The sequence below is a fragment of the Bradyrhizobium erythrophlei genome (genome assembly GCF_900142985.1).
GTDB lineage: Bacteria > Pseudomonadota > Alphaproteobacteria > Rhizobiales > Xanthobacteraceae > Bradyrhizobium > Bradyrhizobium erythrophlei_B.
In genome coordinates, this window is sequence record NZ_LT670849.1 from 6,963,871 (window position 1) to 6,976,838 (window position 12,968).

8 protein-coding genes and 2 tRNA genes are annotated in these 12,968 nt (G+C 62.0%); 2 read left to right on the plus strand and 8 right to left on the minus strand.

The window, feature by feature from the left end; translation table 11 throughout:
• Positions 1–6: 6 nt before the first annotated feature.
• The 4 genes from BUA38_RS33540 to BUA38_RS33555 form a co-directional block, all read right to left on the minus strand.
• Positions 7–2,877 (minus strand): valine--tRNA ligase, encoded by a 2,871-nt coding sequence (locus BUA38_RS33540; protein ID WP_072824877.1) that lies wholly within the window; start codon positions 2,875–2,877, stop codon positions 7–9.
• A 197-nt stretch (positions 2,878–3,074) separates the two neighbouring features.
• Positions 3,075–3,824 carry a PopZ family protein gene (locus BUA38_RS33545; protein WP_072824879.1) on the minus strand — a complete coding sequence of 250 codons (750 nt, stop codon included), beginning with the start codon at positions 3,822–3,824 and terminating at the stop codon, positions 3,075–3,077.
• A 338-nt stretch (positions 3,825–4,162) separates the two neighbouring features.
• Entirely contained in the window at positions 4,163–5,572 is a 1,410-nt protein-coding gene (locus BUA38_RS33550; RefSeq protein WP_072826635.1) for a TolC family outer membrane protein, read from the minus strand.
• 202 nt (positions 5,573–5,774) lie between these two features.
• On the minus strand, positions 5,775–6,440 hold the full coding sequence (locus BUA38_RS33555) for a protein-L-isoaspartate O-methyltransferase family protein (RefSeq protein ID WP_072824881.1): 666 nt from the start codon (positions 6,438–6,440) through the stop codon (positions 5,775–5,777).
• A 249-nt stretch (positions 6,441–6,689) separates the two neighbouring features.
• On the opposite strand from BUA38_RS33555, the gene BUA38_RS33560 reads away from it, so the two are divergent.
• A tRNA-Asn gene (locus BUA38_RS33560) sits at positions 6,690–6,764 on the plus strand.
• Positions 6,765–6,810: 46 nt separating this feature from the next.
• Here BUA38_RS33560 and BUA38_RS33565 read toward each other — a convergent pair.
• A complete protein-coding gene (locus tag BUA38_RS33565) occupies positions 6,811–10,116 on the minus strand; it encodes a sensor domain-containing protein (protein ID WP_072824883.1) in 3,306 nt (1,101 codons plus the stop codon).
• A gap of 414 nt (positions 10,117–10,530) precedes the next feature.
• On the opposite strand from BUA38_RS33565, the gene BUA38_RS33570 reads away from it, so the two are divergent.
• Positions 10,531–10,710, plus strand: a complete 180-nt coding sequence (locus BUA38_RS33570) for a hypothetical protein (RefSeq protein ID WP_072826636.1) — start codon at positions 10,531–10,533, stop codon at positions 10,708–10,710.
• A gap of 103 nt (positions 10,711–10,813) precedes the next feature.
• Here the strand turns inward: BUA38_RS33570 and BUA38_RS33575 are convergent.
• The 3 genes from BUA38_RS33575 to BUA38_RS33585 form a co-directional block, all read right to left on the minus strand.
• A tRNA-Cys gene (locus tag BUA38_RS33575) sits at positions 10,814–10,887 on the minus strand.
• Positions 10,888–10,949: 62 nt separating this feature from the next.
• Positions 10,950–11,960 (minus strand): UDP-glucose 4-epimerase GalE, encoded by a 1,011-nt coding sequence (gene galE / locus BUA38_RS33580; RefSeq protein WP_072824885.1) that lies wholly within the window; start codon positions 11,958–11,960, stop codon positions 10,950–10,952.
• Between the two features lie 160 nt (positions 11,961–12,120).
• Positions 12,121–12,858, minus strand: coding sequence for a tRNA-uridine aminocarboxypropyltransferase (locus BUA38_RS33585; protein WP_072824886.1), 738 nt, complete (start codon positions 12,856–12,858; stop codon positions 12,121–12,123).
• Positions 12,859–12,968: the final 110 nt, after the last annotated feature.

A 12,968-nucleotide genomic window follows, 5' to 3' on the forward strand; every position in this document is an offset into this window, starting at 1 on the left:
CCCGCATCAAGACGCAACGCTCTTCAGGCGTTCCATCGCCTCCAGAATCTTCGCCTTTCGCGCGACGGCCGCCTCGCGCTTTTCCTTTTCCTCTTCGACGACTTCCTCGGGCGCGTTGGCGACAAATTTTTCGTTCGCGAGCTTGGCATCGACCCGCTTGATGTCGGCCTCGGCCTTGGCCAATTCCTTATCGAGCCGCACCTTCTCGGCGGAAAGATCGATCACACCCTTGAGCGGCAGCGAAGCAACTTCACCACGGACCAGCAGCTGAACCGAGCCCTCTGGGGCCTGCCCTGCAAAGGAAATATCGGAAAGCCGCGCCATCCGCTTGACGACGTCGCTCCAGCGCGGCGCGCGCTCTTTTGTCTCGGCGGATGCGCCCGACAGCACGAGCGCGGTCAGCGTTGCCGGCGGGATGTTCATTTCGGCCCGCACCGAGCGGATCGCGGTGACGAGATCGACGACCCAGCCGATCTCGGCTTCCGCCGCGGAATCGCTGAATTCGGCCGTATCCAGCATCGGCAAAGCGATTGCCGGGACTGGCTCGATGGGGCTCGCTGCCGCCATCAGCGCCACCTGCTCCGGCGTCAGCCCCTTCGCCTGCCGTGGCCAGGCGGCTAACGCCAACAGGCTGTCGCGTTTGGCCGTGACCGCCCACAGTTCTTCGGTAATGAACGGCATGAAGGGGTGAAGCAGCTTGAGGATCTCATCGCGCGCCCACGCCACCGTCGCGCGGGTCTCGGCTTTGGCCTCGCCCTCCTCACCCATCAGAACCGGCTTGGCCAATTCGAGGTACCAGTCGCAATAGACGTTCCAGACGAAGCGGTAGATCGCGCCGGCCGCGTCGTTGAAGCGATAGGCCTCGATTGCCTCCGTCACCTCGCGCGTGGCCCGCGCGGTCTCATGCGCGATCCAGCGGTTCAACGTCTGCGTCGTCTTGGCGGGCTCTAAATCCGAAGGCGCCGCGCACGCGTTCATCTCGGCAAACCGGCACGCGTTCCAAAGCTTGGTCGCGAAATTGCGGTAGCCCTCGACGCGGCTTGCAGCGAGCTTGATGTCCCGTCCCTGGGCGGCCATCGCCGCCAGCGTGAAGCGAAGCGCGTCGGCGCCATACTCATCGATCAGATGCAGGGGATCGATGACGTTGCCCTTCGACTTCGACATCTTCGCGCCCTTCTCGTCGCGGACGAGGGCGTGGATGTAGACGGTCGAGAATGGCGCCTCCTTCATGAAGTGGATGCCCATCATCATCATGCGGGCGACCCAGAAGAAGATGATGTCAAAACCAGTGACCAGCACATTGGTCGGATAGTAACGCTTCACCTCAGGCGTCTCGTCCGGCCAGCCGAGCGTCGAGAATGGCCACAGCGCCGAGGAAAACCAGGTGTCGAGCACGTCCTCGTCGCGCGTGATGAAGCCCTCGCGCTTGTTGCGGTCGAGCGCCATCTCCCGCCCCTGCTCCGGCGTGATGACTTCCTGCTCGACATAATAGCCAAGCGCGTGGCCGACGGCCTCTTCTTCCGTCTCGGCAACGAACACCCTGCCATCCGGCCCGTACCAGGCGGGAATCTGGTGACCCCACCAAAGTTGGCGAGAGACGCACCACGGCTGGATGTTCTCCATCCAGTCGAAATAAGTCTTCTCCCAGTTCTTCGGCACAAAACTGGTCGTCCCGCTGCGAACGGCGGCCATCGCCGGCTGGGCCAGCGTCTTGGCGTCGACGTACCACTGATCCGTCAGATAGGGCTCGATCACGACGCCGGAGCGGTCGCCGTGCGGCACCATGTGCGTGTTCGGCTCGATCCGCTCCAGGAAACCGAAGTCTTCCATGCGCGCGACGATCGTTTTGCGCGCGGCAAAGCGATCGAGGCCGTTCAGTTCCGCCGCAAGCTCGGCCGAACCTTCGGGCAGTCCACGCAGGTAATCCTCGTTGTCGACGAGCGTGAGAGAGGCTTCCCTGTCGAGCACGCTGATCTGCGGCAGGTTGTGCCGCCTTCCGACCTCGAAGTCGTTGAAGTCGTGCGCAGGCGTGACCTTGACGGCGCCAGAGCCTTTTTCCGGATCGGAATATTCGTCGGCCACGATCGGAATCCGCCGTCCGACCAACGGAAGGATCACGTGCTTGCCGACCAGGTCGCGGTAGCGCTCGTCATCGGGATGCACGGCGACAGCGGCATCGCCGAGCATGGTTTCTGGCCGGGTCGTGGCGACCACGATAAAGCTTTTGGGATCGTCTGGACTGAATGTCTTGCCCTCGATCGGATAGCGCAGATACCACAGGCTGCCCTTGACCTCGGTCTGCTGCACCTCGAGGTCCGAAATCGCCGTCAGCAGTTTCGGATCCCAGTTCACGAGCCGCTTGTCTTTGTAGATCAGGCCCTGACGGTGCAATTCCACAAACACCTTCACGACGGCTCGCGACAATCCCTCGTCCATCGTGAAGCGTTCGCGCGACCAGTCGCAGGAGGCGCCGAGCCGCTTGAGCTGGTTGACGATGATGCCGCCGCTTTCGGCCTTCCACCGCCAGACGCGCTCCAGGAATTTGGCGCGGCCAAGGTCGCGACGGCCCGGCTCCTGCCGCTCCATCAACTGCCGTTCGACAACCATCTGAGTGGCGATGCCAGCGTGGTCGGTGCCGGGTTGCCACAACACGTCGCGGCCGCGCATCCGTTCAAAACGGCACAGAATGTCCTGCAGCGTATTGTTGAGCGCATGCCCCATGTGCAGCGAGCCCGTCACGTTGGGCGGCGGGATCACGATGGTGAAGGGTGTGGCCTCGCGCCGTTCCGCGCGCCCGGCCTTGAACGCGCCAGCGTCCTCCCACAGGCGGGACATGCGCGCTTCGATATCGGCAGGCTGGTAATTCTTCTCAATCATGTCGGTCGCGGTCAGAGATCAGGAAAGCGGGATTTGCGGGATGCGTTCGGCCTTCGCGAAGGCCTCGGCGGGAGGCAGCGGGCGAACGCCACAATTAGAGCCCTAAAAAGCCGTCCCGGCTCGCCAAGTCAACCTGACGGCCCGTTCGGAGGCGAAGATAAGGCTTAAATCGCGGCTGGCAATCTGGCCACGCGCAGTTAACGTCCGCGTGAAACCCGCTCGATTTCCGCCTTGACGATGCGTTCCACGAGCCCCGGCAGGTTGTCGTCGAGCCAGGACTTCAGCATTGGGCGCAGCATTTCCTTAACCAGGTCTTCCAGCGTCCGCGCGTTGTTGCTCAACACCGTGTGAGCAAGGCTGTTGAACGCCGACTCGACCGCTGACACCGTCGAGCGCGACAGGATGGCCGGCGAATCCATCGGGCTTGGCGGAGGCAGGTCATACGCGGGCTCGCGCAAAGGCGCCCTCGCAGCCGCCTCCGTGAATTCGAGATCGTCCGGCGGCTCGACCTTCTTGAAGGCCGCCTGAGGTTGCGGATCGGGCAACGCCATCTCGTCGGTGAGTTCGAGAACGTCGGGTTCGGGCTCCGGCTCGGACGCGCGGATTTCTTCCGGGGTCGTTGCTTCGTCGAGACCGTTGAGGAGCGCATCGATGTCGTCCTGGCTATTGGACGCTGACGGCGCGGGGCTCGGGGGCGCAACGGGGGGCGCGGCCTTTACGGGTGCCGGGGCCGGCGGCAGCTCAGGCGCCCGCGCAACCGGGGCAGGCGCTGGAGCAGGCTTTTCCGGCCTGGGCGGCGGAGCGGCGGCCGCAGGCGTTGGGCTTGCGGGCGCTGGTGGAGCCTTCTCGGCGGCAGGCGGCTTCGCCTCGTCGTCGGCGATGATACGCCGGATCGACGCCAGAATCTCCTCCATCGAGGGTTCCTGAACCTTTGCAGGCTGCGTCATCTCCGATCCCACCTCATCAACGCCGTCAACAGCGTTTTACACCAAGCGAGGCAGGTAGTTGCCGGTTCCGGATAGACAGGTTCGGGATTTCATCGCGCCGACCCGACTTGTCCCCAGACAAACGCCGCTCGACACATCGAACGACTTTCGCCCTGCCCCGGCGCACCGACGTCCCGCCTCAAAAAATTCGATGCGGCGCGAATCGCCATGCTGCCCCACAGAACGCTACGTCAGGGCGACAAATGATTGCAAGCAACGCCAGGTCCGTGAAAGCCACGGCAGAGTGGCAACGCCCGACCACTAGAACCTAGCCAAGCGTTGCAATAGAACGGCGACGATCAGTGGCCGTCGGGCGTGCGAACCCCAAACCAGCTATCGCGTACCTGGTGATAGTGCACGCTGGGATCATAGGTCGTGGTCGCAAGACCAAGCACCTGCGGCGCCAACCGTCCCACCGACGACAACACACTGTAGGAAGCCACAACACGATCGTGCTGGGCCGTCACCAGCGCAACGCGGGCATTGACCAGGGCCTGCTGGGCGTTGAGCACGTCGAGTGTGGTGCGCTGACCGGCCTTGGCTTCTTCACGCACACCGTTGAGCGCGATTTCCGATGCCGTCACCTGCGACTGGGCCGACGCGACCTGCGCCTTGCCGGCTACGAGTTGTCCCCAAGACGTGACGGTGTTGGCGCGGGTCTGATCGCGGGTCTGTTCGAGAACAAGACGCTGCTGCGCGAGCGATTCTTTCGACTGACGGATCAGTGAATATTCGGCGCCGCCCTGATAGATCGGAACCGAAACCTGGGCTATCGCAGAAGCCCCGAACTGCCGGTAGACCTGCAGGCTCTGCTCGTAGGCTTGCTGCACCGATGCCTGCACCGTCACCGTCGGCAACAGCGCGCCCTCGTTCACCTTGACCTGAAGGAAGTTCACGTCGATGCCGTACATCGCCGCAGTCACGTTCGGGTTTTCAATCAGGCTGAGCTCAACGGCCGAAGGAAGCGTCGTCGGCAAATAGCGATCGACCGGAGAACCCGGCGCCAGCGCCTGCGGCTCGTTGCCGATGATTCGACGGAAGTTGGCCTGCGTTGTCGTCAGCGTCGCATCGGCTGCCAGCAGCTGGGTCTTGCCGGCAGCAAGTTGCGCCTCCGACTGGGCCACGTCGGTGCGGGTCACTTCGCCGACATTGAAGCGGTCTTTGGTCTGCTTCAGCGTCTGATCGAGAACGCGAACGTTGCTCTTGTTCACCTCAACGATGGCGGCGTCGCGCAGGTAATCCATATAGATCGTGGCCGCTGACAGCAGCACGGTCTGCTCCAGCACGCGCAGAGCTTCACGTGCACCGGAGACCTGGCTCTCGGCCTGGCGCGTTTTGTTGGCGGTCTGGTTTCCGTTGTAGACGGTCTGGGTCACGGTGAGACCGGCAGAGCGCGGCGGATCGGTACCGTGAACGTCGGAGCGAACGATTTGCGTGGCCGTGCCCCCGAACGTCGAGAGAACGTCGGTATATTGATAGCCGGTACTCGCCGTTAGCGCGACCTTCGGCCGATAGCCTGACAACGCTTGCGGAACGTTTTCGTCAGTGGACCTAACCTGCGCGCGCTGAGCATTGAGCTGCGGATTGTTCTGATAGGCGCGCACGAGCGCAGCCTCGATCGTATCGGCCAAAGCCGGCAATGGCGTCGCCAACAATGCCCCAAGAAGTACCGTCGCCGCAGCGCCGGTTACGACCTTCACCCCATTCATCCAGGTATTCCAATCATCCTGATCCGGCTCCGAGCCCCTGAACCGGGTCATCCAGTCTTTCCAAACAGATATCCCGCACACAGCATATGCATCACATCGGGCATACGGAACCCCCCGAAGGGGCAGGACAGTGGGAAACTCCTGAGATGGGGCATCCGGGCCACACTTGACGGCCCGACTCGCTCGACAGGGCAGCTAACCGCTAAAAAACGAAGGCCGGCGGGCGCTCAAGCCCCGGAAGTACCGGTATCGCGGTGTCGAAAAGCGCCCGATGTCCGAAATCGCCGTGGGAACTGGTCACGATCACGGCCCGTTGCGGTCCGTTCAGAGCGAAGGCGCCGACCAGCCGGCCGCCCTCCTTGAGCTGCCGGTAGAGGCCGTCCAGTGCGATCTCGGAGGCGCCGTTGAGAAGAATCACGTCAAAGGGCGCATTCGCCGAATCGCCGTCGGCGACGGGCGCGGTCTTGACCGTCACGTTACCGAAGGAAAGCGCCGCCAGATTTGCCTGAGCCGCCGCAGCAAGCGCGGAATCGCACTCCGTCGCCACGACCCTCGAGGCCAAACGGGCCGCCACAGCGGGCAAATAGCCGGAAGCGCAAGCGACGACCAGCACATTGTCTGTCTCGCTGATCTCGGCCGCCTGGAGCATTTTGGCCGTGACCGCCGGCCGCAACAGGAATCGCTTCGCCGCTCCACCCGCACTGACGTCGATATCGAGGTCCAGATAGGCGAGCGAACGCTGCGCCTGCGGAACAAATGCCTCACGCGGGATCGCGAGCATGGCGTCGATGATTCGGCTGTCGGTAACATCGCTCGGACGTACCTGGCCATCGACCATCTTCTGGCGCGCGGTCGAAAAGTCAGACATTGGAAACCCCGGTGGCAGGCGGTCGTAGCCGCGGGAGATGGAGAAAAATCGGCGCCATCTTTGATACAGGACCTGTCAAAACGCAACATGACGGCCGCAATGCAGGGCTCTAAGCCGGGGAATGGCTCCGGGCGACCGAAAAGCACCTCAAGAGCCCGTAGCTCAGCCTTAAAAACTGCCCCATTTGGTCCTTTGCAAGCACGGAAGGCTTTGTTATACGCTCCGCCCAGCGAACACAGCTTCGCCTATTCCTCGGTAGCTCAGCGGTAGAGCATTCGACTGTTAATCGAATGGTCCCTGGTTCGAATCCAGGCCGAGGAGCCAAAAATCCAAGCCCCCGCTCCTTATCTCCCCCACCGCCCTCGCAGGCTCAGTCCGCTGCCTTCGCCAGTGGGCACTCGCTTTCCGATAGCGGGATGAAGGCTTCATCCGAGGCGCACCCGGAGACCTCGATCAGGTAGAATGGATCGATCAGTTTTCTGTCGTCGCGAATCCTGGCGCCGCGCGCATAAAAATCATCGGTCAAGGCTGCGGATAGATCGCGGGTCAGGCGGTTTCGCGCATCCCCTGACGCTCTCGGCCTACCAGCTCGCCATATTGATCGATCGCCGAGGGGCGGCCGACATAATAGCCTTGAACCTCGTCGCAGGGTTTCCTGGGCGAGGAACGACAGCTGGTCCTGGGTCTCCACGCCTTCGGCGATGACCGGCAGGTTGAGCCCGCGTGCCAGTCCGATGACCGCGCGCACGATGGCGGCGGATTGCGGATTGGCCACGACGCTGGAGATGAACGACTGGTCGATCTTGATCTTGTCGAATGGAAACGCCTGAAGGTAGGCCAGCGACGAGTAGCCCGTTCCAAAGTCATCCATCGATATGCGAATGCCGAGCGCCTTCAGCCGGCGCATGATGGAGAGCGCGCGCGAAAAATCGTCAATCAGCACATTCTCGGTGATTTCGATTTCCAGCCGGTGCGGTGCCAGCCCGGTCTCCAGCAGGATGGTGTGAACCAACGCTGGAAGGTCGCCATCGCGGAATTGAACCGGTGACAGGTTGACCGCGATATTCAAGGGCCGCGGCCACGATGCCGCTTCGCGGCAGGCTTCGCGCAGAATCCATTCGCCCATCGGCAGGATCGTTCCCGATTCCTCGGCGAGCGGAATGAAGACATTGGGCGGAACCCAGCCGCGCTCGGGATGCTTCCAGCGTGCCAGCGCTTCAAATCCCGTAATGGCAGAGCCGATCCGCATCTGAGGCTGGTAGTGCAGCGTGATCTCGCCATTGGCGACCGCGGCATCGAGATCCCGTTGCATCGCGCGCCGCTCCCGGAGGTGCGCGTTCATCTCCGCTTCGAAGAAGCGCACCGAGCCGCGGCCTTCCGCCTTGGCGCGATACAGCGCAGCATCGGCGTTACCGACCACGGTGATCGCGTCATTGCCGTCCGTCGGATATATCGCAACCCCGATGCTCGTTGCATTGCGCAAGCGTTGGCCGTCGATGAGGAAATCGATCGCAAACTCTGCGAGCAGCCGCTGTGCCAGCGCCTCCGCGATCGCCGGCTGCGGCCCGGTCGCAACGAGGGTGAATTCGTCGCCGCCTAGACGGGCCACAAAGGCTCCCTCCGCCGCCGACTGCAATCGCCGCGCCACCTCCTGCAAGAGCTCGTCCCCGACCAGATGGCCATACGTGTCGTTGATTTCCTTGAAGCGGTCGAGGTCGAGACAGAGCACTGCGAACATCTGGTTGTTGGCCGCAGCTTGTTCGACGGTCGCATTCAAGTGCTTGGCGAAGGCCGCCCGGTTCGGCAGATCGGTCAATGCGTCGTAGTGGGCTAGATGCGCAATTCGTTCCTGGTCTTTCTTTCGCTCCGTAATGTCTTCGGCAACGCCGAGCAGATATTGCGCCTGATCGTCATCGCCGGGAATGGCAAGCCGACGGGTCGCAATCAGGCGCTGGCCGTGGCTGCGTGTCTCGATCGTCTCTTCATCAAAGGAATGCTTTTGCGCACCATGGAGAACTTCGAGATCGCGCACAAAGGACAGACTGGCCTCGTCCGTCGACAACAGGTCAAAATCGGTCTTGCCGACGATTTCCTCGCTCGGCATTCCGAAAAGCTCCTCGCCGGCGCGATTGATCAGGACATACCGATGCTCCTGAGGTTCCTTGACGAAGAGGATGGCCGGCATGTTTTCGACAACCGCGTCCAGGAATGAACGGGTGCGGCGCAATTCCTTCTCGGCCCGCCTGCGCTCGGTGACGTCGACGGCGACGCTCAGCGTGGCCAAGTGGCCTTCGTAGGGAAGCATCTTGGCATAGATGATGACGTCGATAGGGGTTCCGTCCGATTTGATATGCCGCCACACACGGTCGCTCCGAACGTCGCCAGGCGCAGCTCCCGCAACCGTGTTGCGCAACAGTTCCTGATCTTCCTTTGAGCGGATGTCGAGGGAAGTCATCTTCATGAACTGTTCGCGGCTATAGCCGTAATGCCTGCAAGCGGCGTCATTGACCGCGAGATATTCGAAAGTATTCCGATCCCACAGGAACATCGGCAGCGGGTGGCTGTCGAACAGCAGGCGGAATGAAGCTTCCTTCCGCTTCAGATCGGTGATGTCGACGCGAATGCCGACGCTGCCGCCATCCGAGGTGCGCCGCTCCATGATCCTGAGCCAGCGATTGCCATGAAGCGCCTGCTCTTCCTCGTTCTCCGCCTGGCGATGCCGTGCCAGTCGCGCTGCGAGCCATGCCTCCTTGTCGCCCGCCGCCTCCGCTTCGGGAAATCTGCCCGCTGTCATGCCGGCGCGGATCGTATCTTCGAAAGTCGTGTCGCTGGTTATTTTGAAACCTTCCCATTCGTGCAGCTCCGCAAAGCGGCGGTTCCACATGACGTAGCGGTCGTTGGCGTCAAACAACACAAATCCTTCAGGAATGACGTCGCAGGCCTCGCGCAGCCGCGCATGCGCCGCTCGCGCCGAATATTCGGCGCGCTCCGCGGCCGAGATTGCCTCCTTCAAGCGGCCGTTGACGTCTTTCGTGCCGGTGGCGAAGTGGTAGATGCCAAACAGTGCGGCGACACTCGCAAGGCTGCCCACTAGCATCGCCGAAACCAGAAGAAGTGCGGATCTACTTAGCCTCTGCAACGAAGCAGCGGCCTCGCTCTGTGCCGCCTGCGAAGCTTCGGCCTCCAAGGCGAGAAGCAGACGTCTTGCGATTCCGGTCTGCTCCAGGATACGCAGGAAGTGATGGCTCTTCTCGACCGGCGTGATCGCGTCGGGCACCTGGTCGCGCAACTCCTCCCAGCTGTGGGTGAGCGATGCGATGGCTTGGCCGAGCCTCTGCTGCCCATCGAGCGACAGCGCGTTTGAGTTGGATTTGGTAACGCGCTGGACCGCCAGATCCAGTTCGTTGAACTGCTGTTCGCCCTCCGCCAGGACCTTCGATCGGTCGGCCGGCGAAAGCTCGAGCGCTTTGGCGGTGAAATTGACGAGACTCTGCGAGACCTTGTCGATGACGTCGCGTGCCAGCTTCACATCCGAAACGGCTTGCTCGATCTTGACGATGCTGCCGCGCAGCCGGCCCAACTCCATGATGCCGAGCGCGACCGGAATAGCGGCAGCGCCGAGTGCCAGCGCCACAGCACCGATCAGCAGCATCTGGATATTGGGGAATCTCTTCATCGACGATCAGAATTCACGGACATCGCCTAACCACGAGCAGCGAAGCGTCCCTGGGGCGACGCGCGAAAGCCGCTTTCGATTCAAAGCGTGGCAGTGCGTCGTAAAGTTTTGGTGAACTGACGCAGGCAACTCGTGATGATGCGCCGAGAGGCATCGTGAGCCGACACCGCATCGTTCGACTGCGTACAAATGCGGCAGGCAGCACGTGCGTGTCGCAACCGGCGTCCGGGCAATGCCGGAGAAACGACGATCTGGCGCGAAGCGCCGAGCAGCCGACGGTCTCTTCCGCCAGTCGTTAACACCTCATCAACCAAGCCGGCCGCGTTTACCGGATCGATTACAATTTGAGGGGTTCGCGCAATCGCGAAAAAAGGAACTTTTGCGACGCTCGGTGTCCGGATGCCGGAGAGCGCCATGAGCGAAGCAGAGTTCGAGCGATTACTTGACGTCGTGAATGCGGCGGTCGCACCGATTCCTCTGCAGGACTTCATGGCCGGCATGACGGCGTCCGGCCGAGTGCCTGAAGCCGCCAACGATAATGGCGGGGAATGGCCGCTGATCCCCTTTCCCGATGGCTGGCACGCCGCCTGCTGAATCGAAAAGCCGCTCGGCAATTCGCGGGTTGGCTTGGCCGAATTTTCGGAGGGCTTTCAGCCCCTTCTTCCAAAAAAGCGTCCTAAGCCTCTGATATTATTGATGGAGGCCACGACCAGAATTGAACTGGTGTAAACGGTTTTGCAGACCGCTGCGTAACCACTCCGCCACGTGGCCCCATGGGGGCGGATCAATACAGGCGGCCAATGGGTTAGGCAACCACCCCGTGCCGACTATCGCTACCCGTCAAATCCCTTGGGATTTTGGCTTTGCCATCGCCAATGATCCCTGCACATGGTCTCCAGATCCCGCTTGGCGCGCCACCCGCCCAGAACTTTCGCGGCGAGATCGGTCGCGGCGTAGCACGTCGCAACGTCGCCGGACCGCCGCGGGCGAATATCGTAAGGAACCGGCTTTCCGCTGGCGTTCTCGAAAGCCTTGACGACCTCCAGCACGCTATAGCCCCTTCCCGTCCCGAGATTGACGCTAAAGCAGGCGGGACGATCCAGAGATGCAAGCGCCGCGACATGTCCCTGCGCGAGGTCCACGACGTGAATGTAATCCCGCACCCCGGTGCCGTCGGGCGTGTCGTAATCGTTTCCGAAAACATTCAACCGCTCGCGCCGTCCGACCGCGACCTGCGCAACGAAGGGCAAGAGATTGTTCGGCACGCCCTTCGGATCTTCGCCGATCAGGCCGCTTTCATGCGCACCGATGGGATTGAAGTAACGAAGGATGCCGATGCCCCAGTTGGGATCACTGACGAACAGGTCGCGCAGCATGCCCTCGACGAAAAACTTCGTTTGGCCATACGGATTGACCGGGCTGAGCGGATGATCCTCGCTGTAGGGCAGAAACTTCGGGTCTCCATATACGGTCGCAGACGAGGAAAAGACGATGCATTTGACACCGCAGACCTGCATGGCCCGCAACAGACGATGGGTGCCGATGACGTTGTTGTCGTAATAGTCGAGCGGCGATGAGACGGAATCGAATACCGATTTCAGGCCGGCGAAATGAATGACGGCCGTGCAGTTGAATTCGCGCAAGGCTTTCTCGACGACAGCCTGGTCGCGAATATCGCCATCGACGACGGTGAGCGGCTTCCTGCAAATCTGTCGAACGCGTTCGAGCGAGGTTCGGCTGCTGTTAGAGAAGTTGTCGAAGACCACGACCTCATGGCCTGCGTTGAGCAGTTCGACGCAGGTATGAGAGCCGATATATCCGGCACCGCCGGTCACCAAGATCATGGGGTCTCCTCGCAACCCGACCAAGACTTTGCCGGACCTCGCCCGACTTGGATAGGCCAGCCCGGTGGGCAATTAGACGTCCGATGTCAATAACGACGCCTTAACATCGACTTCGTTGAAGTTTCAGCTTCGAAGCCCGGACGCTTGCGGCTTCGCTCCTTCAGCTTTTGCGGCGGCGCCGAAAATCGCGCCTTGGCCTTGGCTTCGGTGCGAGGGAGGGCAGCTCTTCCAGCACTTCCCGATACCTCTTCAACATTTGCATGAAGCTAGAGTTCAGCGTTTCGGCAATGTCGGGCCGGCCTTCGAGACGGGAAAGGACCAGCCCCGCCGCTTCGATAGTCGATAGCCCGTCGCGGCGCGGCTCGCGGCGAAGCTTTCCGTAGCGCGACGGGTGCGAAGGTCCAAGAATCAGGCGCTGGCATTTCAGCATCCAGGGATTGCGCCACCATAGCGCCTTGGCCTGGCTCCAGCTGCCGTCCAACAGCACAACGCCCTCGATCCCCCGCAAGATCGAGCGCTGGTTTTCGGCCAGCTCGCCCTTGCGATTGATCGCGACAACTTCTGCCGTCGTCTCAAGGTCGGCCGCCTTTGCTGACCCCAGATAGAGCACCGCCCATCGGGAGGGATCGGCGACCGTCCGGCCCAAAGCCCTGGCGAGACTGGGCCACGAAAGGCCGATCTTGAGGACCGCCTTTTCAAAATGCATCGCCGCCAGACGGGCGGTGCCGAGCGTTCGATCCTGCTCTTGCGGATGCTGCAAAATCAAAAGCTCGATGCGGCTTTCGATCGGCGTGACACCATCGCAAACACACAACGGCAGCGGCTTGTGGCATTGCGGGCAATCCGGCGCCGCCGCAGCCGGGGCGACGCCATCTTCGACCTCGGAGGGTTTCGACATGCGTCTTGCTATACGCCGCGCCGAGACCGGCTTCAACGGGCCTACGGAAGGCTGGCAAGCTTTGCCGTCGCGGCCGCGCAACTCCTCTTCAGGTGAAACCTTCCGTGCCA

What these genes read in the sequence shown, in the direction of transcription:
- BUA38_RS33555 (WP_072824881.1), bottom strand. Translation starts at nt 6,440, where the DNA reads ATGTCTGACTTTTCGACCGCGCGCCAGAAGATGGTCGATGGCCAGGTA.
- BUA38_RS33540 (WP_072824877.1), bottom strand. Translation starts at nt 2,877, where the DNA reads ATGATTGAGAAGAATTACCAGCCTGCCGATATCGAAGCGCGCATGTCC.
- BUA38_RS33545 (WP_072824879.1), bottom strand. Translation starts at nt 3,824, where the DNA reads ATGACGCAGCCTGCAAAGGTTCAGGAACCCTCGATGGAGGAGATTCTG.
- BUA38_RS33570 (WP_072826636.1), top strand. Translation starts at nt 10,531, where the DNA reads ATGAGCGAAGCAGAGTTCGAGCGATTACTTGACGTCGTGAATGCGGCG.
- BUA38_RS33585 (WP_072824886.1), bottom strand. Translation starts at nt 12,858, where the DNA reads ATGTCGAAACCCTCCGAGGTCGAAGATGGCGTCGCCCCGGCTGCGGCG.
- BUA38_RS33565 (WP_072824883.1), bottom strand. Translation starts at nt 10,116, where the DNA reads ATGAAGAGATTCCCCAATATCCAGATGCTGCTGATCGGTGCTGTGGCG.
- galE (WP_072824885.1), bottom strand. Translation starts at nt 11,960, where the DNA reads ATGATCTTGGTGACCGGCGGTGCCGGATATATCGGCTCTCATACCTGC.
- BUA38_RS33550 (WP_072826635.1), bottom strand. Translation starts at nt 5,572, where the DNA reads ATGAATGGGGTGAAGGTCGTAACCGGCGCTGCGGCGACGGTACTTCTT.